The following is a 24,820-nucleotide window of genomic DNA, read 5'->3' on the forward strand; positions in this document are numbered from 1 at the left end:
TGTGTTGATTATTTTGTAAAATGAATATATAAAGGAATAATAGCAAACAATAGCGGAACTATGATTGCAAAAGCTCTACCGACAAACTTGATTGTTGGCGTGAATTTATTATTTATCCCTAATGATTGGAAAGCACTTTGGAAACCATGCCATAAATGGAAAGCAAGCGCTAACATAGCAATTACATATCCTAAAGTAGCTAACAATCCAACTTTAGGATCTCTGAAGAAGTCTACTGTTATCTTATGTAAATCTTTATAGACATTTCCAACCTTAACATTAGCTGCTGCATTATGAACTTCAGTTCCGTTAACAATTTTTAATTGCTTAGGAGGCATCATTCTATTAGCAGTTGTATCTTTAACTTCTCCTGCCAAAGCTACCTGATCTACCATATAGTATTGTCCTTCTGCTGTACCAACATAAAACTCTTTCGGTTGTTGTCCTTTAACAGAAATAGTAGTTTTCATTAATGGCATATTTTTGTCGAAATGCATTCTTGCCCAAAAATTCACCATGTGAGTTACGATGAAAACCAAAATTACCGTTCCCAAGATTGCCATGTTACGAGAAGCAAAACCGCTGTTAGCAGCCGGATTTGTCTTAACGTAACGAACCGGACGAGCCGCTTTGTTCTGGAACGTTAATAATATTCCATCTACCGCGTGGAATATAATTGAAATATACGTTAAATACGATAAAATTTTTACTGCCGGATTGGTAGTCATAAATAATGCGTATGCATTAAATTTTTCGCTTGCATTAGGTAACAACAATTGTAAATTACCTGCCAAGTGACCCGCCAAAAACAAGCATAAAAATAAACCTGTAAGAGCCATCCAGTATTTCTTTGCAATAGATGACTTTAAGAGCGCTGATTTTGCCATAATTTTATTTGATTGTAATAGTTTTATAAAAATCAAACAAAAATACGCTTATTTGAAATTAACTACAACCTTTTCGAGTTAATTTATAATGAATATAAAATGAATTTTAACATATTGATTAACAATAAAATACAAACACAAACCATTATATAAAAAGAATTAAAATTCGTTTTTTTTGCTATTTTAATATACATAAAAGGCTTTCGTTTTTATTTTTTTGATTCAATTAACAACAATTCCATAATTATCTTTTTACCTTTGATACATTAAAAATCTATACTTATATTACTATGAAATATCATGCTATAGACCGTGAATTATTCGTCAAAAATCGTCAAAAATTCACGGCACAGATGAAACCTAACAGTGTCGCTGTTTTTAACTCTAACGATATTTACCCTGTAAGTGCTGACAGCACTTTACCTTTTGCCCAACATCGCGATATTTTCTATTTGAGTGGTGTTGATCAAGAAGAAAGTATTCTTTTATTGTTTCCTGATGCTCCTTACGAACACCTGAAAGAAATTTTATTCTTACGGGAAACCAATGAACATATTGCTGTTTGGGAAGGCGAAAAATTAACTAAAGAAAGAGCTTTTGAGGTTTCAGGTATTAAAACCGTTATCTGGCTTCAAGATTTTCACAAAACCTTAAAAGAGGTCATGAGTTACGCCGATACTATATACCTAAATACGAATGAACATTACCGTGCCTCAGTAGACACTCAAACTCGGGAAGATCGTTTTATTAAGTGGTTCAAAGAAATTTATCCGGCACATAAAGTTGAAAAATCAAATCCTATTTTACAAAAACTACGTTCAATTAAAGAACCTCAGGAATTAGAACTTATTCAGACTGCCTGCAACATTACTGAAAAAGGGTTCAGAAGAATCCTGAACTTTGTAAAACCGGGAGTGATGGAATATGAAATTGAAGCAGAGTTTGCCCATGAGTTTTTACGCAACCGCTCTAAAGGTTTTGCCTATACTCCTATTATTGCAAGTGGTGATAGTGCAAATGTTCTACATTATATTGAAAACAATAAAGAATGTAAAGCAGGAGATTTATTGTTACTGGATGTAGGAGCAGAATATGCTAATTATTCAAGCGATATGACTCGAACCATACCGGTTTCAGGAAAATTCACAGAGCGTCAAAAAGCGGTTTACAATGCTGTTCTGAGAGTTAAGAATGAAGCCACTAAAATGTTGGTTCCGGGTACACTTTGGAAACAATACCATATTGAAGTAGGTAAAATCATGACTTCTGAGCTATTAGGGTTAGGGCTTTTAGACAAAGCCGATGTTCAAAATGAAAATCCGGACTGGCCGGCTTACAAAAAGTATTTCATGCACGGAACCTCACACCACATGGGATTAGACACGCATGACTATGGTTTGTTACATCTACCAATGGAGGCCAACATGGTATTTACCGTTGAACCGGGAATTTATATTCCTGAAGAAGGTTTCGGTATTCGAATTGAAGATGATGTTGTTATCCAACCTTCGGGCGAACCATTTAATCTGATGAAAAACATCCCTATTGAAGCTGACGAAATTGAAAGCTTAATGAATTCATAAAATAAAAATCGGTTCTTATAGAACCGATTTTTTTATAATCAGAAAAAGCTACTGACAAACTGTTGTCACATTGTGTTTTTAATTTTGTTTCATAAACATAAAAAAACAAACAAAATGAACACTAATGCACAAGTAATCAGCCCTGAACACCTGTTAAAACACTGGCAAGGTCACCGTACCCTAACCCGTCGTGTTATTGAGGTCTTTCCCGAAAAAGATTTCTTTGATTTCTCTATCGGAGGGATGCGTCCTTTTTCTCAATTGATTTCCGAACTTTTAGCTATTGCCGCTCCCGCATTAAAAGGGATCGTAAACAGAGACGAGCAACCGTATCAAGAAGGACAAAACGCATCATTAACCACAAAAGCACAATATTTACAAAAATGGGATGAAGCTACAGAGGAGATCAACCAGTATTGGAGTAAACTTTCCATTGAAGATTTTGAAAAAACATTCAATCTTTTCGGGCAATATGAGTTCCCGATCATTGAAAACATCTTATACTTCATTGATAACGAAATTCATCACAGAGGGCAAGCCTACGTTTATTTAAGAGCACTTGGACAAACACCTCCTCTTTTTTGGGAAAGAGAATTATAATAAAGTATGACCCCGAAGCATTTTCGGGGTTTATTTTAACAAGCCTGTTTTATAAGTTTCCAACAATTCCAACACCCGTTCTTTTAACCTTTGTGGCTCGACTATAACGGCAAAATCCATAAACATCAACAACCATCTTGAGAAACCGTTTTCAACGTCACGACTTAAAAAAGTCATCTCTATCTTATCCTCTACATTTTTCTGAGAAATAAAACCATGGTATTTTTTCTCATTTTCAAGATATTTGGAAATCTTTTTATCTACTAAAAGCACCACTTTTGTAGTAGGATATTCTTTTTCTTTGTTCAGGTACATTTCTAAAGCTCCGTGTTCTTTTACAAACGGAAACTTTGTTATTTTGATACCTTGAATCCTGTCTGCCCGAAATTGACGATAATCCTTTCTCAGATGACAGAAACCGAACACATACCAGTTATTATTATCGTGAAAGATCCCAACCGGCTCGATAGTTCTTTCCGACACCTCTTCAGCCTCAAATGACTGATATTGTAATTTCACTTGTGTTTTATCAGCAATGCTTTCAAAAAGAACAGCCATTGCTTCCGGCACAGCATCATTAAACAACTTACTTCCGGTTCTCTGAACAATAACTTTTGACTCAATGGCCGACAACCAATCCTTATCAGAATTTCTCAAAACAGATTTGATCTTAAACATAGCAGAAGTGTAATGTGCTCCTAATTCTTTATCAATGAATGTCTGCATCAATTTTTCAGCCGCAATAAAACTACCGGCTTCTTCACGGGTAAACATTACCGGAGGCAATCGATACCCTTCTACCAATGAATAACCGACACCCGGTTCTCCATAGATCGGAACTCCGGAAGCCTCCAAAGAGCGAATATCTCTGTAGATTGTTCGTAAGCTTACCTCAAAACGATCTGCCAGTTCTTGTGCTTTTACAACTCTTTTTGATTGCAATTGTATGAGTAGGGCAACAATCCGGTCAAACCGCTTCGGAGAATCATCAAACATAACTAATTCGTTTTCTCAAAAATAACCATTTGCTTCGGATTCCTAAGCATAAATAATTACAATCTATTACTTCTTATCACTTCTTTCATTCTTCTAAACTTTCTTTCTGTACTAATACTTTTTCTTGATCTATAAACACTTCACTATTGCTTTCTAATCCTTACTTTTGCAAAAAATTGATTCTTTTGAAAAAAACACATTACAAAAATGCTTCTATAGCATATAGTGATAAAGGCTCCGGAAATGCCGTAGTTCTTCTTCATGGCTTTTTAGAAAATCAAAAAATGTGGCGTCATTTAGAGCCGCTTTTAAAAGAACAATATCGTGTTATTAACATTGACCTTTTAGGTCATGGTCAATCTGACTCACTGGGTTATGTACACGCTATGGAAGACATGGCAGATGTTGTTTTTCACGTACTACTGGAATCAGGAATTAAAGAAGCCGTTTTTATAGGTCACTCTATGGGCGGATATGCTGCTTTAGCTATTGCCGAATTATATCCCGAAGCCGTAAAAGGTATCGTTCTTCTGAATTCGACTTCAAAGGAGGATTCGGAAATAAAAAAGAAAAACAGAGACCGGGCTATTAAAGTTTTCAAAAAAAACCATATAGCTGCAATTAATATGGCGATTACCAACTTATTCAGCGAGGAAAACCAAACCACTATGCAAGCAGAAATAGAACAAGTGAAAAAAGATGCTATCAACACTCCGCTTCAAGGCATCATCGCTACCCAGGAAGGGATAAAAAACCGTAAAGACCGGGAATTTATTCTTCACCAGTCTGATTTTCCTAAACTTCTCATTTTAGGAAACAATGACCCTGTTCTAAATTATGAAGAAAGTCTTAAACAAGCAGAAGGCACAAACACCAAGGTTGTTTCATTGCATGGAGGACACATGAGCCACTTAGAGAACAAAAAGGAAACTACTCATGAGATTCTTTCTTTTTTAAAAACTTGTTTCAACTAAACCCATTGCTCTTCAAAAGCTAAATCAGGATTTAAGATTTGTGCTATTAAAAATGCTAATTCTTCTTTAAAAAGCTCTACTATTTCCGGAGTAATATAGGTTTCCTTATCGTATGCGAAAGGCATAAATCCTCCTTTGAGATTCTTAAATGAAATAATTCCGGCTTCAATCTCCTCTTTCGGAAACCCGAATTGTTGAACATACATTAATGCATAACAAAGCAACTGAATGGATTTTTCATTTTTTAAATCTTCTGTCATGCCCTCAAAAGACTTGATCCTTAAATTTCTTGCTTCTACTTTTCCGGTTTTATAATCCACAATGCGCAATTTTCCGTCACATAGCTCTATTCTGTCTACTTTTCCGGAGATCTTTACTGTATAAGGCAATCGAGCATGTTCTAATTCTCCTCTTAATTCTGTTTCCAACATTAAGATCTTAATTGCTTCACCGGATTCTATCCTATTCTTTTCTAACTGCAAAAAATTGTATACATTTCGTTTAGCTACCTCAAAAGCTAAAAAATTTTTACCTTTTTTGATCTCACCTTCTTTATAAACTTCTTTAAACTTTTGCAAAACCACATCATCAAGTTGGCTTGTCATTAACGCAATACTTTGAAGCGATAAAAAATCTCCTACGAATGGCTGATACAATTGTTCCAAACTTTCATGAACTATAGTTCCCAGTGTATTAACAGCAATATTCTCTTCTACTTCATCCGATTCCCTGATTCCTAAGACTCTCTGAAAATAAAACCGGATCGGATTTCTGATATAAGCCGTTAAAGAAGAAGGTGAAAATCCTTTTCCTGTTGCAATTTCCTGTAAGCGATCTAAGGCAAGCTCTGATTTTTCAATTCGAATTTTTTCATACGGTTTATCAGGCAGAACAGCATTATAGATCAGATGTTGCATGTGATGCTTAGGGAGTTTTTCAATCTCCAACTGAGTAATAAACCTACTTTTTTCTCCTGCGTCGATCCCTTCACTATCCGTATTATACAAAAGAAAAATATTTTTTGCCCGAAATAGCAAATGATAAAAATGGTAACTATAGATAGCATCCTTTTCTTTATAGGTTGGCAAACCGATCTCTTGCTTTACATCATAAGGAATGAATGACTGCTGACTCTTTCCTGAAGGAAACTTCCCTTCGTTAACAGAAGTTATGATTACATTTTCAAAATCTAAAACCCTGCTTTCCAGAACACCCATTACCTGCAAACCGGTCAAGGGCTCCCCTTCAAAAGACACCTCTGCCAGATCCACAATCTGTTTATACGTTGCCTGAATGTCTTTTACGGAGATCATTTTTTCATATTTTTCCTGATAAACAATCATCTTATTAAGCATCTTATAAACGCTATATACGAAAGCCTGCGAAACTTTCTCATCCTCTCCTTCTGACCTAAGAAAGTCGCGAAGCATAATTGTGATCCCCTTAAGTGATTCCAGAATTTGAATGACGCTCATACCATCCCAACGAGAGAATAATGTTGTGAAAAGAGCTTCATTTACAAATGCAACTTCATTCTTTAAACGGAAAAGCGTTTCTAAGGAGAAAAAAGTGAAGTTATTGAAATTAATAATTTGTACCAGTTCGTGAAAATTACCGAATGGTTCTATAAAGGGATGATTCAGAACTTCTAATACTTCTTTATAATACAACGTGTAATGCTGCTCATTGCGTGTCAGTGCATTTACATGAAGTTTAATGATCTTCACAATAAGAAGTTGCACCGGATTATTCTTACTGGGATAACCCATAGTGATGTTAAGGCTATCAACCTTTTTCGGCAAACTATTTAAAACCGGAAGTAATAAGTTCTCGTCACCCAGAACCAATGCTGTTTTATCTAAAGTATGTCCATCTTCTGTCAAATCACTCACCAGCTTTCCTGCAATTCTGGCCTGACCAACTGATTTTGGAGTACCGATTATCTTAATATTCTTTTCCTCTGAAAAATGATTAAAGGCCCAATCAAAAGAATCTGACGCTAAATAAGGTTTCCAGTTCTTCTTAAAACGTCGGATAAACAAGCCGGCATCATGATGTACATTTTCCAGAAAATAATTATCGATATCCCAATAAACCTTACCTAAACCATTTGTTATGAAATGCAGTATGATCTTTTCTTCTGAAGCATTCAAGGCATTGAACCCTGCAAAAACATAATTAGCTTTTTCTGAAGAAAAAGCAGGTAATTTACGAACTGCTTCTCTGTAAATTAATCCCTGGTAACCAACTCCCCTTTCTTTAAGATGTTTATACAACTGTTCGTAATACTGAGGTAATTTTTTCCAGAAAGCCAGATGCTTATCGATCAGCTCTGTAGTATCGTTGTGTTCAAGTTTCCACCGTTTTAAAGCTTCAATATCACTCAAATAAGAAAATATGTAAGTCGGCTCTATTAAATAACGGTCGATTTCATTAAAGTCCTGAATTGCTATTTTTGCCCAACCTGAAAACACATCAAAAGACTGCTGATCTTCTTTCTCTGTCATTGAAAGGTAAACATCATAAAACTCAAACAAAAGTTCAATACTATCTACACTTCTAATGCCTGATATTTCCTGAATAAGCTCTTCTATACTGGCAATCTTTGGTGCAAAGTTGGTTTCTGACCATTCTTTCCTGAGAATATCCAATAAAAAAACACGAGCTCTCTTATTAGGCAAAACGATAACCGCTCTGCTCAAATCATCTTCATAGTTAGCTAATATCTTACCGGAAAGTGTTTGTAGAAAGGTTTTTGCCATCATATTATAAAAATAAAAAAACGTCCCGATTTTAGGGACGTTTTCTTTATCTATTTTTTTAAACTATTTCCGGTAGAAATTATTTTACTAATTTAACTTCAACTCTACGGTTGTTAGCTCTACCTTTAGCAGTTTTATTTGTATCGATTGGTTTAGTTTCACCAAAACCAACAGAAGTTAATCTTGAGTCATCGATACCGTTTTCTACTAAATAAGTTTCAACAGCAGAAGCTCTTTCTTCAGATAATTTTTGGTTTAATGCATCTGAACCTTGGCTATCAGTATGTCCTTCGATAGAGAATTTAGCAGAAGGATACTCTTTTAAGATAGCTGTAATAGCTTGTAAAACCGGATACGTTTGTTTTTGGAATGAAGATTTACCAGAGTTAAACAAGATAGTTTTAGCATACTCGTTTAATTTTTTGATAGCTTCATCAGAAACTTCAGGGCATCCGTGGTTAGCAACTGTACCAGCAACTGTAGGACATTGATCATCTTTATCAGCTACTCCGTCACCGTCTGTATCAGGCCAAGGACAACCAGCGTTTTCTTTAGGACCTTTAACGTTAGGACAGTTATCATCTTTATCAGCTACTCCGTCACCGTCAGCATCCGGACAACCTTTCATGATTTTAGAACCCGCTACATCCGGACAAGCGTCTTCTGAATCAATGATTCCGTCACCGTCTGTATCAGGACATCCGTTGAATTCTTTTAAACCAGCTACATCCGGACAAGAATCATCTTTATCAGCAATTCCGTCACCGTCTGTATCAGGACATCCGTTGAATTCTTTTAAACCAGCTTCTTCCGGACAAGCATCATCTTTATCATAGATACCGTCACCGTCTGTATCTTTACCTCCGAATTTGAAAGTAAGACCTGCAAAATGTTGGAAGTGAGTAGGAACATCTAAATCCGGCACTCTATTATCATCAAATGAGTGTTTGTAAGTAGTTTGTAATTGTAAACCTACTTGTTCTGTGAACCAGAAAGTTAAACCAACACCTCCGTTTACAGTACCTGCAGAAGCATCACCAACGAATTGGTAACCTCCACCAACTTGTAATGATGGGTCTAACCATTTTGTACCGATTAAATCCATAAAGCTGTATTTAACAGCTGCATCGATACCATAATATGATAAATCACCTGGGTTGTAAACTAAATCTGTAGATTCAGTACCAGGAACTCTGTCGATCCATTTGTCAATTTTGTTAACAGATCCTGTTAACCCTACTGAAAAACCATCTCCAACGTATCTGGATACGTTTAAGTAAGAAACTGATGGCAAGATGTTCCAGTTACTTTTTGCGTTTACTAATTGCACAAATTTCGGACTATCGTTTCCTTCAGCACTAATTTTAGTATCAACAGCGTTAACACCAAATGATACTGCCCATGGGTTGTTGCTGTCCTGTGCTTGAGTAGCTAAACCTGCAAACATAAAAGCAGCAGCAAATAATTTGTTTAAATGTTTCATACTTTACTATTTTAATTACAATGCGTTATAATTAGAACAAAAGTAATATTTTTTTTTAATTACAAAAAACTTTGTTAAAAAAAGTAAATATTAAAATTTCTTATCCTATGATATTTAACAACTTACCAACTTCTGTAAAGGCCTGAATAGCTCTATCTAAATGTTCTTTCTCATGTGCTGCCGATAATTGCACCCTGATTCTCGCCTTATCTTTAGGAACAACCGGATAGAAGAAACCAATCACATATACTCCTTTTTTAAGCAATTCATCAGCCATTGTTTGCGATAATTTAGCATCGTACAACATAACCGGGACAATAGCAGAATCTCCGTCTATAATATCAAATCCGGCTGCTTTCATTCCTTGTTTAAAATAATTAGTGTTCCACTCTAACTTATCGCGTAATGAAGTGTCTTTTTCTAATAATTCGAAAACTTTCAAAGAAGCTCCGACAATACTTGGTGCCAGCGAATTAGAAAACAAATACGGACGTGACCGCTGGCGTAAGATCTCTATGATTTCCTTTTTGGCTGTAGTATATCCTCCCATTGCTCCTCCAAGCGCTTTCCCGAGTGTTCCCGTGATAATATCAACTCTTCCCATCACACCCTTAGCTTCTAAAGTACCTTTACCTGTAGCACCTATAAATCCGGCTGCATGACATTCATCAACCATTACCATGGCACCATATTGTTCTGCCAAATCACAGATCTTGTCCAAAGGCGCTACTAAGCCGTCCATAGAAAAGACCCCGTCTGTTACAATCAATTTGAATCGACGACCTTCAGCATTGGCTTTAATTAATTGCTGCTCCAGATCTGCCATATTATTATTTTCATATCTGTAACGAGCCGCTTTACACAAGCGAACACCGTCGATAATAGAAGCGTGATTTAAACTATCTGAGATAATAGCATCTTCTTCCCCTAATAACGGTTCGAACACGCCACCATTAGCATCAAAAGCCGCTGCATATAAAATTGTATCTTCAGTCCCGTAGAAATCAGCGATCTTTTGTTCCAATTCTTTATGAATATCCTGAGTTCCGCAAATAAAACGAACAGATGACATTCCGAAACCGTGTGAATCCATCGTGTCTTTTGCTGCCTGAATTACCTCCGGATGTGATGAAAGTCCTAAATAATTATTAGCACAAAAATTCAAAACAGTCTCTCCCGTTGAAATGGTAATTTCTGCTCCTTGCGGCGAAGTAATGATTCTTTCTTTTTTATATAGACCGTTCTCTTTTATGGTCTCAATCTCATTTTGTAAGTGTTGTTTAATTTTTCCGTACATTTTATTTAGTTTAGTTTTTTGTTGTTTACAAAATTACAACTTCTACCTGATCTCCTATTGTGTAGACCAAAACTTTTTTTACCACACTAAAACCCATTTTTTCTAAAGCAGATGTATAACTCAATACTTGCCGGATATGCTCTTCTTTTTTATCTCCTGTTTTATAATCCAACAAATAGGCTTTCCTTTCCTCAACGACTACTCTGTCCGGTTTTATATTCCCTAATTGCTGATCGATAATCGTTCGTTCATTGTAAATTTCGCCTTCGGAATTAAAGAACTCGTGAAGTTCAGGATGTGTTACTATTTGTACCAATACTTCTTTTACTTCTTTTTGTTGTCCCATTGTAATCAAGCCGTTTTCTTTTGCCTGCTCCAAGGCCATTTCAAGATCATCTTTTTTGTGGATATAGGATAAAATTTCATGCAATACGTTTCCGAAATCAATAGCTTTTTGCTGATTACTCCCCCACATCAGAGCTTCTCTCTGAGCGATCCTGATATTCTGAAAAGGTAATTTTTCAGACACAACTTCAATCTTTCCTTGCGTTCCCCTTGCTTGATAAACAGAAGAAATTCTTTCAGGACTACCGAAAGTAATTGTTCTTTTTTCTTCCCCAAATCCTTTATACAGCTGTAAAAACTCTATAAAATAGGATGATAAATTATTAGGCAGTCCACTTTTATTCACTAAATAATTTGACACAATATGCAACTGTTCTTCGGCTCTTGTAAGTGCCACATAAAGTACATTAATTGCATCTAAAATCTCCTCCTGACTTCTTTCCTGATAAATTTCTTTTGCTTTTTGACCATAAGTCTCGACCTCACTTTTTTGATTCACCAAAGCTTTCGGAAAATCGATTTGATCTTCTTCATCAAAATCAATCCAAAGCTTGTCTTTAATTCTTCTACTGAAATTTTCTTCAGCAAACGGGTAAATGACCACCGGAAATTCTAATCCTTTTGATTTATGAATAGTCATGATGCGAACGGCATCACTTTCTTCCGGAGAAGGAATACTTTTCTGAAATCCGGTTTTATCCCAATACTCCAGAAAATCTGCAATACCGGATTGTGTTTTACTGTCACGCTCTAAAACCAAGTCTAAAAAATACTGCACATAAGACGTATTCGCTTTTGGCTGTATAAAAGCTGTCACTAATAATTCTACGGCTTCATACAAGGATTTTTTTCTACAATGAGCAAATGACACCTGAACCCCTGCTTTTTGAAGCTCCAGTTCGATTTCTTTTTCGGTCAACCCTTTCAGTTTCACAATAAAATCATGTACCGGCAATTCCGTTTGTTTGTATTTAGCCACATAGTATAGCAGAAAAACTTTTGATTCTTCATCTTTACTGTTATTCAAATACCGAAGCAAAGCAATGAGTAATTTTACTTCCGTTGCATTTTGAATCAATAAAGTCTCTGAGGAAAGGATCGGAATTCCGCTTTCGGTCAAATAATTGGCCAGCAATACCCCTTCAGACTTTCTTCTCGTAAGCAACGTGATGTCCTTATAGTCAAATCCGTTTTGTCTCACATTTTCGATGATTTCTTTCGTCTTATCCAGATAAATCTTTTCCTTTACAGAATAGTCTGAATCATCATCAAAAGTTTCAGCATTCTCTGTATCCGGAATATCAATAAAAGAAACCGAAACACAACCTCCCGGTTTGTCGTTCTTTTCCTGAAATGAAAATTCTTTATATAAATTTATATAATCTTCATTTTCAAACTTCCCGGACAAAAAAGCGAAAAACGCATTGTTAAAGTCAACTACCTCGTCATAACTTCTGTAATTGACCTTGAGCCTTTCCACTTGTTTTGATTTATTAGAAAACGGATTTTGATCTTTACTCAAAGCTATAAACTGTTCTGCTTTTCCGCCCCGCCAACGGTAAATGGCTTGTTTGGGATCGCCCACGATCATCAAAGAGCCCTGCACACCATTTTCTTCAGAAGCCAAAGCATTATCAATCAAGGGAATTAAATTATGCCACTGCAACACGGAAGTATCCTGAAATTCATCAATAAAAAAATGTCGATACTTATCTCCCAGTTTTTCATAAATAAAAGGCGCCGGCTGATCCTGAATTTCATTTGAAATGATTTTATTAAAATCAGAGATCGACAATACATTTTGCTCTTCCTGTATTTTTTTATACTCCAAATGAATAATATTAAGCAATGAAAGCGGATTGATATTTTGCAAAAAGGCTTCATAAAAAGCTATTTTCCCATAGTTAGCATAAACCTGAGCCAGCTTTTTCAATATCTCGGGCTTCCAGTGTTCAATACTATCCGCATCTTTGGCTTTGGCTTTCACCTTAATATCTTCTGGCTCCCAGTATTTCTTCTGTGTCGGTTTAAGTTCATTTTCCTGAATATTATCGAGATGTCTTATAAAATAAACTTGAAAAGAGTTAATATCAATTCCCTTATCAGCAATAAGATTTTTTATTGCTTTTCCTAATTCCATAGTGCTTTCCGTAAGTTCCTGAACTTTTATTTTCAAGACTTTCTTTATATCACTAAAATCACCGAAATTCTTATCTTCAAAAGCAGCTATTTCTGCTGCATTATTTTCGTTTACCAATAATTTAGCAACCTCAAAAAGTTCGCGTGAAACATCCCAATTCTTATCATCATCTGTTTTCGCTTTCGTAAACTCAAGCAAGAACTGAGTAATTGTCTCATCTTCTCCTACTTTGGCAATAACTACATCTACCGCTTCCTGTAACAGCGTATCTGTATCTAAAGCAATTTCAAAATTGGACGGCAAGTTAAGATCTTGCGCAAAAGAACGAATGACCTTATGTGTAAACTTATCAATAGTAGAAATTCCAAAAGCTGTATAATTATGGATAATATGCGTGATAATTTCCTTCGCTTTTTCTTTTATCGTTGCAATTGACAAACCGGTTTCAACAGAAATATCCTTTAAAAGCGGCTCATATTTTTCTGCAGTATCGCCTTTTGAGAATTCATACAAACTATTTACAATTCGATTCTTCATTTCCTCAACAGCCTTGTTTGTGAAAGTAATAGCCAGAATTCTTTTGTAAACATCAGGAGTTTGCGCCCGAAACAAAATTTTTAAATATTCTCTCGTGAGTGTATACGTTTTCCCGGAACCTGCTGAAGCATCGTAAATTGTAAAAGCGGCTTGTTTCAAATTGTTATATTTATCTTAATTATGGTGATATAAAAACTATCTATTTTACAGAACAAAGTTTATTTCGTAAATTTGGGAAAAATATTAATAATCTAAAAATATAATATTATGGCATTTGAGTTACCAAAATTACCCTATGCATACGATGCATTGGAACCACATATTGATGCAAGAACCATGGAAATTCACCATACAAAGCATCACAACGGATACACTACTAATCTTAATAATGCAATTGCAGGTACAGATTTAGAAGGTAAAACAATCGAAAACATCTTAATTAATCTGGACATGAATAACACTGCTGTTAGAAATAACGGAGGTGGTTATTACAATCACAATTTATTTTGGACCATCTTGAGTCCTAATGGTGGTGGCGCTCCAACCGGTGAATTAGCTGAAGCTATTGACAGAGATTTCGGTTCGTTTGAAGAATTCAAAAATCAGTTTTCAAAAGCGGCTGCTACTCGTTTCGGTAGTGGTTGGGCTTGGCTATGTGTTCACGAAGGTGGTAAGTTAGAAATTTGCTCTTCTGCTAACCAAGACAATCCTTTAATGCCGGGTATCGGTTGTGGAGGAAACCCAGTCTTAGGATTAGACGTTTGGGAACATGCTTACTATTTACATTATCAAAACAGAAGACCGGATTATATTGAAGCTTTCTTCAATGTAATTAACTGGACTGAAGTAGCCAGACGTTTTGCTACTGAAAAATAAATTTTATTGATTTTATATTTTTTAGTTAAAAAAGGGAGAACATTATGTAATGTTCTCCCTTTTTCTTTCAGTTCCTTTACTAAGTAAAAATAAAAAAGGTGAAATTTCTTTCACCCTTTTTGCCCCAAATCTACCATAAAACTTAACCTACTAATTTTCTGGTAGTGCTAAGATATGGCGACATCTAAATTATTTCATAAAAAAATTGTTGAACAACACAAAAAACCGATAAACTGCATTTTTAAAACTCTTTTTTTAATATATCTAAGTTAAAAACAAAAAAAAGGTGAAATTTCTTTCACCTTTTTGCCCCCAAATCTACCATAAAACTTAACCTACTAATTTTCTGGTAGTGCTAAGATATGGCGATAATTAAATTATATCCTAAAAAAATTGACAAATGCTTAAAAAAATCGACAAAATACAATAAATTAGTAAGCGCGAGCATCTTTCCCTTCATAAAAATTCATGAACGCTCTATTCACTACCCGGTTTCCTCCCGCTGTAGGATAATCACCGGTAAAATACCAATCTCCTAAATTTTTCGGACATGCTTTGTGCAAATCTTCTACTTTTTGATAAATAACCTTAACAGTAGCACTTGTGTTTGGCGGAGTCAACATTTGAGCAATCTTGTCTGATATTTCCTCATCTGTAAAAGGAGCATAGATCTCCTTTACATAATTGACCACTTCTGCATCTGAGAAATTTTCCTGTGCTTTTGATTTTTGGTAAACCTCTTCGATAAGATTGTGCATATTTCTTTCCTTTAAGAGCTCAAGTGCTGCCTTAAATGCCACCAGCCCTTCTAACTTAGCCATATCAATACCATAACAATCCGGAAAACGTATTTGTGGTGCAGAAGAAACAACTACAATACTTTTAGGCCTTAGTCTATCCATCATTTTAATAATACTCTGCTTCAAAGTTGTTCCTCTCACAATACTATCATCAATAATTACCAGATGATCTGTATGTTTAACCACTCCGTAAGTCACATCATAAACATGCGCTACCAAGTCATCTCTACTGCTATCCTCAGTAATAAAGGTTCTAAGCTTCGCATCTTTTATCGCAATCTTCTCTGTTCGGATCTTAACATCCAATATTTTATGCAATTGCTCGTCTGTCAGTTGTCCTTTCGCTTCTAAAATGGCTTTTGCTTTCCTTTGGTTTAAAAAATCCTGAGCAGCTTCGGACATACCGAAAAAGGAAGTTTCAGCTGTATTAGGTATATATGAGAATACTGTATTGTCTGTATCATTATCAATAGCTTTCAAAACCGCCGGAAAAACTCTTTTTCCTAAATCTTTACGTTCCTGATAGATTTCCGCATCACTACCTCTTGAAAAATATATCCGTTCAAAAGAACATGCTTTTTTAACTAAAGGAGTTCTGATCTCTTTAATTGAAACATCTCCGCTTTTTTTAACGATTATAGCCTTACCGGGATCTAATTCCTGAACTTTATCAAAAGGCACATCAAAAACAGTTTGAATTACAGGACGCTCAGAAGCTACAACTACAACCTCATCATCCTGATAATAATATGTAGGACGTATTCCTGCGGGATCACGCATCACAAAAGCATCACCATGCCCTAGTAATCCAGCCATTGCATAGCCTCCGTCCCAGTTTCTTGAGGCACGCTCTAATATTCGCTGTATGTTTAATCTTTCAGCAATAGCCGCTGACGCTTCCATTTTTGAAAGTCCTTCTTTTTTACATTCTTTATACACATCGTTAACCTCATCATCCAGAAAATGACCTATTTTTTCCATTACCGTAACGGTATCTGCCATTTCTTTAGGATGTTGCCCCAGATTTACCAAATCCTGAAATAATTCTCTAACATTGGTCATATTGAAATTACCGGCAACAATCAGGTTACGGTGCATCCAGTTATTCTGGCGTAAAAAAGGGTGAACGCTTTCGATGTTGTTTTTTCCGAATGTTCCATAACGAACGTGACCTAAGAACAGTTCACCTATATAAGGAATAGTTTCTTTTTGCAACTGAACATTATCATGAAGTTCCGGATGTTCTTCCAGCTCAAAGTTGATACGGTCATTGATTTGAGTAAAAACATCTTTTATCGGTTGGGCATCATTGGAGCGCACTCTGCTGATGTATCGTTGGCCGGGTTCCATATCAAATTTTATACTAGCCAGACCGGCTCCGTCCTGTCCGCGATTGTGCTGCTTTTCCATCAACAGATACATTTTTTGTATTCCGTAGAAAGCTGATCCGTATTTTTCTTTATAATATTCTAATGGTTTTAATAATCGAAGTAAAGCAATACCACATTCGTGTTTAATAGCGTCGCTCATGAGTTGTTGTGTTGTTTGTTATTGGTTTGTTTTTAAAATCTAAATTAAAAATGCCCCGAAAAATCGGGGCATAATCTTACTCGTCTAATTCTATTTCAAATTGAGTCAATGCTTTAAACTGTTTTAAACGGGTATTAACATCTTCTCTTTTTAAATCTTCCATTCGTTTGGTTCCGAATTGTTCTACACAAAAGGAAGCCAGATTGGATCCATAAATAATCCCGTTTTTCATATTGTGAAATGAAATATTCTCACTTTGGGCAATGTATCCGGCAAAACCACCGGCAAATGTATCTCCCGCACCTGTGGGGTCAAAAACTTCTTCCAACGGAAGTGCCGGCGCGAAGAATACTTCTTTTTTGTGGAACAATAATGCACCGTGTTCTCCTTTTTTGATCACAACGTATTTCGGCCCCATTTCATGAATTTTTTCAGCAGCTTTAACTAAAGAATATTCTCCAGAAAGTTGGCGAGCCTCTTCATCATTAATGGTTATCACGTCTACACGCTTAATCACTTCCATCAATTCATCCCATGTATTATCCATCCAAAAGTTCATTGTATCTAATACAATTAACTTTGGTTTTTCAGTCAACTGATTTAAAACAGCTGTTTGAACCAAAGGATGTAAGTTACCTAACAGAACTACATCCGCATTTTTATAGGCTTCCGGAACTACAGGATTAAAATCAGCCAAAACATTTAGCTCCGTTACCAGAGTATCACGAGAGTTCAGATCGTTGTGGTATTTTCCGCTCCAAAAGAATGTTTTTCCCCCTTTAACCACTTCTACACCTTCGATATTTACGTCTTTATTCTCTAATAAATCTAAATATTCTTTTGGAAAATCTTCCCCTACAACGGATACAATTCCTGCATCGACATTAAAAAAAGAAGAAGCTAAACCAATGTACGTTGCCGCACCTCCTAAAATTTTATCTGTTTTCCCGAAAGGAGTTTCGATAGCATCAAAAGCTACCGTTCCTACAATCAATAATTTGTTCATTGAATTTCTATAAAAAATAAGGTGCAAAGATAATCTTTTCTCAGCAGAGTTGCAAAAGTTAAATTTTACGAAAACAACTTAAAAAGTAAACAAAAACTGTTCTGAAACAAGGTTTCGTTTCCTTAATTCTTAAAAGTAAATCTGTTAGTTTTTTTATACTTTTGAAAAACTATAAAACCAAGTTAATCAAGTCTTCAGATCATTAATTCCTATTTGGGCTATGGTCTTTATCCCCTCCCCTGAGGGGTGTTTCCTTCAATTTCAAATCATGCAATTCATAAAAAATGTGATTGCATTCTAGTTCTTCATCTTGTTAAAAGTACCTAATAAAGTCTCGCACTGCATTTAAGGCAGTGAGTTCAGTAAAAGTTGCCATTGCACTACTTAGCATTTCACTCTCATAAGTTATTCCATCAAAAGTGATTTTATAAAACGACACATCACCTGATCCCGTACCTGAAGAATCGCAATTATTTAAACAGAAAGCACTTGTAAATAAAAGCGTGTAAATAATTTACATGGCAAAATTGCCCAAATGTTTTAGGGATTTTTTAAGGGTAATTGTCGAATTTTAATCTAAGGGTTTCCCTTGATTAAACTTTAAAAGTCTGGTTATTTTCTCCCGAAATCAGCCGGAATTTCTCCCCAGGCTTTAGTTTCCCATTTAACTATTGGCGTAGTATAGGTGTTTTTCTCTAACCAGATTTCTGCCCGTCGTATGAGCTCAAAAAGAGATTTGTTCTTTGCTGTAGGTTCTAATTTTGTATTGCATTTCTTTTTTTTTACCCAGCTCATTGCTGTTCTGGAGTCCGTATAAATAATACGATTACTTTGGTGCTTTTTTAAAAATGCTAATCCGTGTACAATGGCCAAAAATTCACCGATGTTATTGGTCCCCTCTTCAAACGGTCCTTGAATGAAAATTTGTTTTTTCGTTTTAGTATCCACTCCTCTATATTCCATTATTCCCGGATTACCACTGGACGCAGCATCCACTGAAATAGAGTTATAGTTCGGCAAACCGATCTTTTGAAGTTGAGCTTTATCAAGCTCGCTTTTAAACGTCTTTGGTTTACCTATATAATTTTTGTAGTCGTCTTTATAAGCTTTTTTAGCTTCTTCAAAAGTAGGAAATGATTTATATTGTGCCCCCAGATAATTTTTAATCTGAGCCTGACAATCTTCCCATGTTTCAAAAACTCCGGTATGGTGTCCTCTCCAAACAGTATAATATTTTTTCTTTTTTCCCACTATAATATCGGATAAGCCTTTTATTGTAACAACTTCTCAATAATTTTCGGAAAATGCTCATGTTCCAGTTCATGAACCTTTTGTGCAATTTCTTCCGATGAAGTGCATTGTTCTATATTAACTACTTTTTGAAAAATATATTCTCCTTCGTCATAATGTTCATTCACATAATGCACTGTGATCCCCGTTTCTTTTTCCTTATTATGAAGAACCGCTTCGTGAACATATTTTCCATACATTCCTTTTCCTCCGTATTTCGGAAGCAATGCCGGATGAATATTTATAATTTTATCAGGATACAAGGCTATAATATCAGCAGGAAATTTCCATAAAAAACCGGCCAAGACGATCAAATCCGGTTTAATTTCCTCAATTTGTCGTGTAACGCCACCATTTTCAAACTCCTCTCTATCAAAAACAATACTTTTTATACCGTTTTTTCTTGCAATTTCTAAAACTCCTGCATTAACTTTATTGGAAAAAACAGCAAAAATCTTTGCAAAAGTAGAATTTTTAAAATGCAAAATAATCTTTTCGGTATTAGAACCTGCTCCGGAAGCAAAGATTACTATTCTTCTCATAACCCCTTGATTTAACAGCACAAAAAAAAGAATAATAATTGGTAAAAAACAGAAAAAAAATCACTTTGTGAATTATTTTTTTTAATTTCGTAAACACATTTAACGTCAAAAATGTTGTTTTAAAATAAAGTTTTTTATTTTTGCCAACAAATTAAATTAAAAAATTGAAAGATTATGTCAGACATTGCATCAAGAGTAAAAGCGATCATCGTGGACAAATTAGGTGTTGACGAAAACGAAGTTGTAGCTGAAGCAAGCTTCACTAACGATTTAGGAGCTGATTCATTAGACACTGTTGAGCTAATCATGGAATTCGAAAAAGAATTTGACATTCAAATTCCAGATGACCAAGCTGAAAACATTGCTACTGTTGGTCAAGCTATTTCTTACATCGAGGAAGCTAAGAAATAATATTAATACACACCCGTAATAAGCTTATTGCGGGTGTTATTATTTAATCAGTTGATTATAACCCAAAAAGCAACTGATTTTCTAAGCTTTCGCTAATATTTTTTCAATGTAATTACTACATTTGCATTTGAAATTTTATTCATTTTAAAAACATTGATTGTATTACAATCATTAAATAAAGCATTATGTAATACCCATTGTTTCTTTTAGTTACCTTAAAAGCACTTTGGGTTTTTTTATATAACATAAAAATCTAGTTTATGCAATTAAAGCGTGTTGTAGTTACAGGTCTTGGGGCTTTAACTCCTATAGGGAATACCCTTCAAGAATACTGGGATGGCTTAATAAACGGTAAAAGTGGTGCTGCACCTATTACTTATTATGACACCGAGAAACATAAAACAAAATTTGCCTGCGAAGTTAAAAACTTCAACGTTGAAGATTTTATAGACCGTAAGGAAGTACGAAGACTGGATAAATTTTCGCAGTATGCTATAGTTGCCAGTGATGAAGCTATAAAAGATGCCGGAATAACACCGGAAAATGTAGATAAAAAAAGAGTTGGTGTCATCTGGGGTGCCGGTATCGGAGGTTTACAAACTTTCCAAGATGAAGTAATGAGCTATGCTCAAGGAGACGGAACGCCACGTTTCAGTCCGTTCTTTATCCCTAAAATGATCGCAGACATTGCTCCTGCACACATTTCTATGCGAAATGGGTTTATGGGACCTAACTACACTACCGTTTCTGCTTGTGCTTCTTCAGCTAATGCTCTTGTAGATGCCTTAAATTACATTCGTTTAGGAATGTGTGATGTTATTGTGTCCGGAGGGTCTGAAGCAGCCGTAACTATTGCAGGAATGGGCGGATTTAACTCTATGCAGGCTCTTTCTACAAGAAATGAATCACCCGAAACGGCTTCAAGACCTTTTGATGCTACTCGTGACGGTTTTGTTTTAGGAGAAGGTGCCGGTGCATTAGTATTGGAAGAGTACGAACATGCTAAAGCTCGTGGTGCAAAAATATATTGTGAAGTAGGCGGTGGTGGTTTATCATCAGATGCTTATCACTTAACGGCTCCACATCCGGAAGGAATCGGGGTTATAGCTGTAATGGAAAATTGTTTGAGAGACGCCGGTATAAATCCCGAAGATGTTGACCATATCAACACTCACGGTACGTCTACTCCTCTTGGAGACGTGGCTGAATTAAAAGCTATTTCGGCTGTTTTCGGTGACCATGCCAAAGACATCAATATCAACTCAACTAAATCCATGACAGGTCACTTACTGGGAGCTGCCGGTGCTATTGAAGCTATTGCTTCTATTATGGCCATCAAACACGGTATTGTTCCTCCTACGATCAATCATACAACTTATGATGAAAAGATCGATCCTTCTTTGAACCTGACTTTAAACAAAGCACAGGAAAGAGAAGTCAAAGTAGCCATGAGTAATACTTTTGGATTCGGAGGTCATAATGCGTGTGTGTTATTCAAAAAATTTGAAGATTAATTCCATGCGTAAACTTTTCAAAAAAATATACAAAAATTCCCGTTCTCCTGAAGACGGGATTTTTTTTGATCAACTTTACGAAATTCTGGGTTTTAAACCTAACAATCTTACCTATTACAAAAAAGCTTTTACACATCGATCGACTAATAAAGTAGATGCTAAAGGCAACCCATTCAACTATGAACGCCTCGAATTTCTTGGCGATGCAATGTTAGGCAGTGTGATCGCCGCTCACCTTTACAACAAAGTCCCTACCGGAAATGAAGGTTATCTAACTAAAATGCGTTCTAAAATAGTAAGCAGGGAACACCTTAACGAACTGGGACGTGATTTTAAATTAATCGATTTTGTTGAAAGCAAAGTAAATCCTCAGTATTTCGGAGAAAACATTCACGGAAATATTTTTGAAGCTTTTATCGGCGCTATTTATCTCGATAAAGGATTCATTTATTGTGAAAAATTTATCCAAAAGAAAATTATTGAACCTTATGTAGACATTGCTCAATTAGAAGGCAAAATCATTAGCTATAAGAGTTTAATTATAGAATGGTGCCAAAAAGAGAAGAAAACGTTCCATTATGACGCTGTTGATGACACCACTAAAAATGAAGAGCAACGTTACTTTAGTGTTAAGTTACTAATCGATGATAAAGTAATGGGCAAAGCACGGGCTACTTCAAAGAAAAAAGCAGAAGAAAAAGCGTCCCAACGTGCTTTTTTTGCGCTACAGGAAAAAATACAAAAGAAATAACCGAGACTATATCGATTTCGTTTATAAAAAATCGTTAACTCTTACCAAAAGTAGCATTTTTGTACCTAATTAATAGTATATTTACGGAGCAAATTTGGACTAATGGCTATTCATAAAATTCAAATAAACGATTTTATTTCAACTGATTATGAATTAATCGCCATTCATTCTAATTTGGAAGATTACAGATTGGCTTATTTTATTAATCAGTTACTCAATATTAAACTTCAGAAAAATTCGAATGCAATTGAAGTAAGTGTTTTAGATAGCAAAAGCTCTTTTGAGCATTTTATCTTTGATGATGAAATACAGGATATCTGCTGGCATTTAGTTGAAAACAAAAGTGTACTGACAACCAAACAGCAAACTGCAAGTTTGTTTGATAACGTTGATGCCACTATTCATTTAGTACCTGAATTTAAAAAAGCCGATTACATCTTAAAAGTTGACAATACTGATTCTTTTTTTGACTCAGATATTGTTCTTAAACAATTAAGCCGGATTAAATTTATTACTATGGCTTATACCATAAACCAAGACAAACTAAAATCAAAAAATAATTTAATTTTTTAATTAAAAATGCCAACAACTAAAAAAACTAAAATTGTAGCAACATTAGGACCTGCCTGTAGTGAAAAACACATTTTAAAAGACATGATCGAAGCAGGTGTTAACGTTTTCAGAATTAACTTTTCACATGCTGATTATACAGATGTAAGGGAACGAATTGATATGATTCGTGAGCTAAATGATGAAATGGGACATACTACATCGATCCTGGCTGACTTACAGGGACCTAAACTTCGTGTAGGTGTAATGAAAGAAGATGTTGTTGTAAACAAAGGAGACAAAATCACCTTTACTACTGCAGAAGATATTTTAGGAACAGCAGAACGCGTTTACATGAACTATAAAACCTTTCCTAATGATGTAAACCCGGGCGAACGCATTTTACTTGATGACGGAAAGTTGATCTTTGAAGTCACTAAAACGGATAAAAAGACAGAAGTAGAAGCTGTTGTAATTCAAGGAGGACCTTTGAAATCTAAAAAAGGGGTTAACCTGCCTAATACTAAAGTTTCGCTACCGGCACTTACCGAAAAGGACATTCGCGATGCTATTTTTGCTATTGAATGTAATGTTGACTGGATTGCTCTTTCATTTGTAAGAACTCCGAAAGATTTAGAGGACTTACAAGACCTTATTGCTAAACACTCTGATCATAAGATTCCGATCGTAGCAAAAATCGAAAAGCCGGAAGCAGTTGAAAATATCGACAAAATCGTAGCTTTCTGCGACGGTTTAATGGTTGCCCGAGGGGATCTTGGTGTAGAAGTACCTGCTCAGGAAGTACCATTGATTCAGAAAAAACTGATAAACCGAGCTAAAACAGCCCGTATCCCTGTAATTGTAGCTACTCAGATGATGGAAACTATGATCACAAGTTTAACGCCTACAAGAGCTGAAGTCAATGATGTTGCCAATTCAGTTATGGATGGTGCTGATGCCGTTATGCTTTCGGGAGAAACCTCAGTAGGAAACTATCCGGTTCAGGTTATTGAAACGATGACAAAAATTATTGAGAGCGTTGAAGATTCGCCGTTGATCAAAGTACCTTTAAACCCACCTCATATCCGCACAAAGCGTTTCATTACAAAATCAATCTGTTATCATGCCGCTATTATGGCAGATGACATCAATGCTAAAGCAATTACAACATTAACGAATTCAGGTTATACGGCTTTCCAGATTTCTGCTTGGAGACCTAAATCCCATATTTTAGTTTTTACCTCTAACAAGCGTATTTTAACACAGTTAAACCTTTTATGGGGCGTAAGAGCTTATTATTATGATAAATTTGTCAGTACTGACGACACTATTGACGATCTGAATCATATTTGTAAAGAAAGAGGTTATCTAAATATTGGCGACATGGTAATTAATCTTGCTGCTATGCCAATCATGAAAAAAGGGATGGTAAATACCTTAAGAGTTTCTGAAATCGAATAAAAATCTCTTATAATTTTTGATTACTTAAAAAGCAGGCTTTTGCCTGCTTTTTATTTTTTTCTATTACCTCGTTTACTAAACTTAATGATTTTTATCGAGACAACAAGCAAGAAAAAAAGCATCCCCCATTCAGAAATATTAGATTTTTTTTCAAAACATCTAACATTGTTGTTGACTTTAAAAATAACTAAACAGGTTATACAATAAATATAAAGAGTTTTTGCAAATTCATTGAAAAAAGTAGCATTATTGCTTTATTAAACTATATTTTGTTGAAATTTTATTTTTTACAATTTTAAAAATCTATAAAAACAAAAAGTCCCGAAAGGATTTCGGGACTAAATGTTCTTGATAAGAAATAAAATTACTGCTATTAACCATCACAAATATACGACAGCCTGAACCTATCTCGGATACAGAAAAAATGTATATTTTGTTAAAGTTTTAGAAGAACAAAAAAAGCCAGCTTCAATAATAAAGTTGGCT

19 protein-coding genes are annotated in these 24,820 nt (G+C 35.3%); 9 read left to right on the forward strand and 10 right to left on the reverse strand.

The window, feature by feature from the left end; all coding sequences use genetic code 11:
• Nucleotides 1-8: 8 nt before the first annotated feature.
• Entirely contained in the window at nucleotides 9-887 is an 879-nt protein-coding gene (locus DI487_RS06045) for a succinate dehydrogenase cytochrome b subunit (protein ID WP_109568829.1), read from the reverse strand.
• Between the two features lie 290 nt (nucleotides 888-1,177).
• Here DI487_RS06045 and DI487_RS06050 point away from each other — a divergent pair, with 290 nt between their 5' ends.
• Nucleotides 1,178-2,470 carry an aminopeptidase P family protein gene (locus tag DI487_RS06050; protein ID WP_109568830.1) on the forward strand — a complete coding sequence of 431 codons (1,293 nt, stop codon included), beginning with the start codon at nucleotides 1,178-1,180 and terminating at the stop codon, nucleotides 2,468-2,470.
• A 114-nt stretch (nucleotides 2,471-2,584) separates the two neighbouring features.
• Nucleotides 2,585-3,070, forward strand: coding sequence for a DinB family protein (locus tag DI487_RS06055; RefSeq protein ID WP_109568831.1), 486 nt, complete (start codon nucleotides 2,585-2,587; stop codon nucleotides 3,068-3,070).
• A 30-nt stretch (nucleotides 3,071-3,100) separates the two neighbouring features.
• On the opposite strand, the gene DI487_RS06060 is transcribed toward DI487_RS06055, so the two are convergent.
• A complete protein-coding gene (locus DI487_RS06060) occupies nucleotides 3,101-4,066 on the reverse strand; it encodes a helix-turn-helix transcriptional regulator (RefSeq protein ID WP_109568832.1) in 966 nt (321 codons plus the stop codon).
• A gap of 185 nt (nucleotides 4,067-4,251) precedes the next feature.
• Here DI487_RS06060 and DI487_RS06065 point away from each other — a divergent pair, with 185 nt between their 5' ends.
• On the forward strand, nucleotides 4,252-5,040 hold the full coding sequence (locus tag DI487_RS06065) for an alpha/beta fold hydrolase (RefSeq protein WP_109570623.1): 789 nt from the start codon (nucleotides 4,252-4,254) through the stop codon (nucleotides 5,038-5,040).
• Here the strand turns inward: DI487_RS06065 and DI487_RS06070 are convergent.
• The 4 genes from DI487_RS06070 to DI487_RS06085 all read right to left on the reverse strand — a co-directional run bounded on the left by DI487_RS06070 (nucleotide 5,037) and on the right by DI487_RS06085 (nucleotide 13,763).
• Nucleotides 5,037-7,805, reverse strand: coding sequence for a PD-(D/E)XK nuclease family protein (locus tag DI487_RS06070; protein ID WP_109568833.1), 2,769 nt, complete (start codon nucleotides 7,803-7,805; stop codon nucleotides 5,037-5,039). The genes DI487_RS06065 and DI487_RS06070 overlap by 4 nt on opposite strands.
• Nucleotides 7,806-7,881: 76 nt before the next feature.
• Nucleotides 7,882-9,285, reverse strand: coding sequence for an OmpA family protein (locus tag DI487_RS06075; RefSeq protein ID WP_109568834.1), 1,404 nt, complete (start codon nucleotides 9,283-9,285; stop codon nucleotides 7,882-7,884).
• A gap of 100 nt (nucleotides 9,286-9,385) precedes the next feature.
• The gene (gene kbl, locus DI487_RS06080; RefSeq protein ID WP_109568835.1) at nucleotides 9,386-10,582 is read right to left on the reverse strand and encodes a glycine C-acetyltransferase; all 1,197 of its coding nucleotides are present in this window, start codon (nucleotides 10,580-10,582) and stop codon (nucleotides 9,386-9,388) included.
• 25 nt (nucleotides 10,583-10,607) lie between these two features.
• Complete coding sequence (locus DI487_RS06085; protein WP_109568836.1) at nucleotides 10,608-13,763, reverse strand: UvrD-helicase domain-containing protein; 3,156 nt, start codon at nucleotides 13,761-13,763, stop codon at nucleotides 10,608-10,610.
• Between the two features lie 108 nt (nucleotides 13,764-13,871).
• Between DI487_RS06085 and DI487_RS06090 the strand changes: the two genes are divergently transcribed.
• Complete coding sequence (locus DI487_RS06090) at nucleotides 13,872-14,480, forward strand: superoxide dismutase (protein ID WP_109568837.1); 609 nt, start codon at nucleotides 13,872-13,874, stop codon at nucleotides 14,478-14,480.
• A 431-nt stretch (nucleotides 14,481-14,911) separates the two neighbouring features.
• Here DI487_RS06090 and DI487_RS06095 read toward each other — a convergent pair whose 3' ends face one another.
• The 4 genes from DI487_RS06095 to purN all read right to left on the reverse strand — a co-directional run bounded on the left by DI487_RS06095 (nucleotide 14,912) and on the right by purN (nucleotide 19,648).
• Nucleotides 14,912-16,810, reverse strand: coding sequence for an amidophosphoribosyltransferase (locus DI487_RS06095; protein ID WP_109568838.1), 1,899 nt, complete (start codon nucleotides 16,808-16,810; stop codon nucleotides 14,912-14,914).
• A gap of 76 nt (nucleotides 16,811-16,886) precedes the next feature.
• Nucleotides 16,887-17,816, reverse strand: coding sequence for a PfkB family carbohydrate kinase (locus DI487_RS06100; RefSeq protein WP_109568839.1), 930 nt, complete (start codon nucleotides 17,814-17,816; stop codon nucleotides 16,887-16,889).
• A gap of 612 nt (nucleotides 17,817-18,428) precedes the next feature.
• Nucleotides 18,429-19,070 carry a ribonuclease H1 domain-containing protein gene (locus DI487_RS06105; protein ID WP_109568840.1) on the reverse strand — a complete coding sequence of 214 codons (642 nt, stop codon included), beginning with the start codon at nucleotides 19,068-19,070 and terminating at the stop codon, nucleotides 18,429-18,431.
• A 17-nt stretch (nucleotides 19,071-19,087) separates the two neighbouring features.
• On the reverse strand, nucleotides 19,088-19,648 hold the full coding sequence (gene purN, locus DI487_RS06110) for a phosphoribosylglycinamide formyltransferase (RefSeq protein WP_109568841.1): 561 nt from the start codon (nucleotides 19,646-19,648) through the stop codon (nucleotides 19,088-19,090).
• 174 nt (nucleotides 19,649-19,822) lie between these two features.
• Here purN and DI487_RS06115 point away from each other — a divergent pair, with 174 nt between their 5' ends.
• From DI487_RS06115 to pyk, 5 genes are all read left to right on the forward strand, one after another.
• The gene (locus tag DI487_RS06115; protein ID WP_002988156.1) at nucleotides 19,823-20,059 is read left to right on the forward strand and encodes an acyl carrier protein; all 237 of its coding nucleotides are present in this window, start codon (nucleotides 19,823-19,825) and stop codon (nucleotides 20,057-20,059) included.
• Between the two features lie 260 nt (nucleotides 20,060-20,319).
• A complete protein-coding gene (fabF, locus tag DI487_RS06120; protein WP_109568842.1) occupies nucleotides 20,320-21,573 on the forward strand; it encodes a beta-ketoacyl-ACP synthase II in 1,254 nt (417 codons plus the stop codon).
• A 4-nt stretch (nucleotides 21,574-21,577) separates the two neighbouring features.
• On the forward strand, nucleotides 21,578-22,324 hold the full coding sequence (rnc, locus tag DI487_RS06125; protein ID WP_245896542.1) for a ribonuclease III: 747 nt from the start codon (nucleotides 21,578-21,580) through the stop codon (nucleotides 22,322-22,324).
• Between the two features lie 102 nt (nucleotides 22,325-22,426).
• Nucleotides 22,427-22,897: an IPExxxVDY family protein gene (locus DI487_RS06130; RefSeq protein ID WP_109568844.1), complete on the forward strand. Its 471-nt coding sequence runs from the start codon at nucleotides 22,427-22,429 to the stop codon at nucleotides 22,895-22,897.
• Nucleotides 22,898-22,903: 6 nt separating this feature from the next.
• On the forward strand, nucleotides 22,904-24,334 hold the full coding sequence (gene pyk / locus DI487_RS06135; protein WP_109568845.1) for a pyruvate kinase: 1,431 nt from the start codon (nucleotides 22,904-22,906) through the stop codon (nucleotides 24,332-24,334).
• The last annotated feature ends 486 nt before the right edge of the window (nucleotides 24,335-24,820 follow it).

Origin of the sequence: Flavobacterium sediminis (genome assembly GCF_003148385.1) — a bacterium.
Lineage (GTDB): Bacteria > Bacteroidota > Bacteroidia > Flavobacteriales > Flavobacteriaceae > Flavobacterium > Flavobacterium sediminis.